The sequence below is a fragment of the Bradyrhizobium sp. genome, assembly GCF_049581145.1.
GTDB lineage: Bacteria > Pseudomonadota > Alphaproteobacteria > Rhizobiales > Xanthobacteraceae > Bradyrhizobium.
This window is the reverse complement of sequence record NZ_JBAURI010000974.1, coordinates 1-2,549: the sequence shown is the minus strand read 5'-3', so window position 1 is coordinate 2,549 and position 2,549 is coordinate 1. Positions and strand designations below refer to the sequence as shown.

2 protein-coding genes and 1 pseudogene are annotated in these 2,549 nt (G+C 60.1%); all 3 read left to right on the top strand.

What is annotated here, in order from left to right; translation table 11 throughout:
• Window positions 1-584 (top strand): annotated as a pseudogene (locus tag WCB02_RS31785) (urocanate hydratase); the annotation flags it as partial.
• A 74-nt stretch (window positions 585-658) separates the two neighbouring features.
• Window positions 659-1,807, top strand: coding sequence for an imidazolonepropionase (gene hutI / locus WCB02_RS31780; protein ID WP_423964431.1), 1,149 nt, complete (start codon window positions 659-661; stop codon window positions 1,805-1,807).
• Window positions 1,804-2,549 (top strand): amidohydrolase family protein (locus tag WCB02_RS31775; RefSeq protein WP_423964429.1); only part of this gene is annotated, 746 nt, incomplete at its 3' end. The genes hutI and WCB02_RS31775, both read left to right, overlap by 4 nt.

The following is a 2,549-nucleotide window of genomic DNA, read 5'->3' as shown; positions in this document are numbered from 1 at the left end:
GGGTGGCGCTGTCGGGCGATCCGGCGGATATATACGCTACGGATAAGGCACTGCTGGAGCTCTTTCCTGAGGATAAGCGGCTGACGGAATGGCTGACGTTTGCGTCGAAACAAATTGCATTTCAAGGGCTGCCAGCGCGCATTTGTTGGTTGGGATATAAGGAGCGCGATCGGGCGGGGCTGTTGTTCAACCAGATGGTGCGGGACGGGCGGCTGAGCGCGCCGATTGTGATTGGTCGCGATCATTTGGACGCAGGATCGGTGGCTAGCCCTTATCGCGAGACAGAAGGGATGCTGGACGGATCGGATGCGGTTTCCGATTGGGCCCTGCTGAACTTTGCGACGGGCGTTGCCAGCGGAGCGGGATGGATGAGCTTTCATCATGGAGGCGGCGTTGGTATGGGATATAGTCAGCACGCAGGGCTCGTCGCTGTTGCGGATGGGAGCGATGAGGCAGATGAGCGGCTGAGGATGTGCCTGACCAATGATCCGGCGATGGGCGTGATTCGCCACGCGGATGCGGGCTATGAATTGGCGAAGGAGACGGCCGCGAAACGAGGACTTGATCTGCCGAGTGTGCGATGAAGACTGAGTTATTCATCACGGGGATCTCACAGCTCGCTACCGCTGAGGGTGCGGCGGCACAACATGGCCGGAGTATGAGTGAGCTCAAGGTGTTGAAGGATGCGGCGTTGGCGGTCTCGGGTGGGTTGATTGATTGGGTAGGTGCGAGGAGCGACTGGACGGGCGAGGCTGCAGCGACGCTTGATCTGGGGGGCGTTGCTGTCTTGCCGGGGTTGATCGATCCGCATACCCATGCGGTGTGGGCGGGTGACCGGCTGGCGGACTTTGAAGCGCGGGTTGCGGGCGCGACCTATGAGCAGATTCTGCTGGCTGGCGGCGGGATTCGCAGCACGGTGCGAGCGACGGCGGCGGCTTCCCAAGAGGAGTTGGTCGCACTGGCGAAGCCCAGGGTGGAGGCCCTCCTTCGCTCTGGCGCGACGACGATTGAGGTTAAGTCGGGATATGGGTTTGCGATTTCCGCTGAGATTGCGATGCTGGATGCGATTGCAAAGCTGGCGGCTGAATCGCAGGCGGGAATACTTGCGACGCTCCTGATTCATCTCCCGCCGAAGGAGGTCGCTGAGCGGTTGCGATACGTGGAGCAAGTATGCGTGGAGCTGATTCCGGAGGTTGCGCGACGAGGGCTGGCGACAGCAGTGGATGTGTTCGTCGAGCGAGAGGCCTGGCATGTAGGGGAAGCGGAGCAGATGTTTGTTTGCGCGAAGAATCATGGGCTGGCGGTGAAGCTGCATAGCGATCAGTTCCACAGCATCGGAGGCGTCGAACTTGGTGTGCGCATTGGCGCGCTGAGTGTGGATCATCTGGAGGCCGCGGGCGAAGAGCAGATCGCGGCCATCGCGTCGAGCGGGACGATGGCAACGATTCTCCCGGGAGTGTCGCTGCATTTGGGAATTCCCGCGGCGCCGGGAAGGAGGCTGATCGACGCGGGTGCAGCAGTAGCTGTCGGTACAGACCTCAATCCCGGTTCGAGCCCGTTGTATTCGACTGCAGCCGCGTTGGGGCTAGCGGTTCGGATGAATGGGCTGACGGCGCAGGAGGCGATCGTCGCGGGAACATTGAATGCTGCTTGTGCGCTGGGTGTTAGTGATCGAGGTCGGATTGAGGCTGGATGTATGGCGGACTTCGTGGTGCTGCACGAAAAGGATTGGCGCGAGCTGGTGTATGTAATGGGCGCGAATCCTGTTCGCGAAGTGTGGGTGGGCGGACGGAGGGTGGTGGGATGAATACTCTTTATCGACCAGAGTTGCTGTATGTGGACGGCAGATTCGTTGCGGGCGGTGAGTTGCTGGTCAGCCCTGAAGGGCTTGTTTTGAAGTGCGACGGCGATCTGGATCGCTCGTCGGTAACGATTGTCGAGATGGCGGGCAAAGCGTTGATGCCAGGGTTTGTGAATACGCATTCTCATTCGTTCCAGCGGCTGATTCGTGGGAAGGCGGAGTCGCGGGTGGTGAGTGGGCGAGACTTCTGGTCTTGGCGCGGCACAATGTATTACGCCGCGAGCCAACTCAATCCGCAGCAGGTGTACGACGTTGCGCGCATGGCCTTTCTCGAGATGGCGCTCGCGGGCACGACAACGGTGGGCGAGTTCCATTATCTGCACAATGCTGCGGACGGAAAGCCTTATGACGATCCGAACCTGCTGGGCAAGCAGGTGATTGCTGCGGCTGAGTCGGTGGGGATTCGGATCGTGTTGCTGCGAACTGCATATCTGCGTGCGGGATTTGAATTGCCGCCAGAGCCAGGGCAAAGTCGCTTTTACGAATCGGCGAAGGCGTTTCTCGAGAATATGACGGCGCTTGTGAAGGAGTGTTCGGCGGAGGGCGGACGGATTCACTTTGGCGTTGCTCCGCATAGTATTCGGGCAGTGCCGTTGGGTGAACTCCATGAAATTACATCGTGGGCCAGGACGAACCGGCTTCCGGTGCACATGCATGTTGCGGAACAGGTGGCGGAAAATGCGGCGTG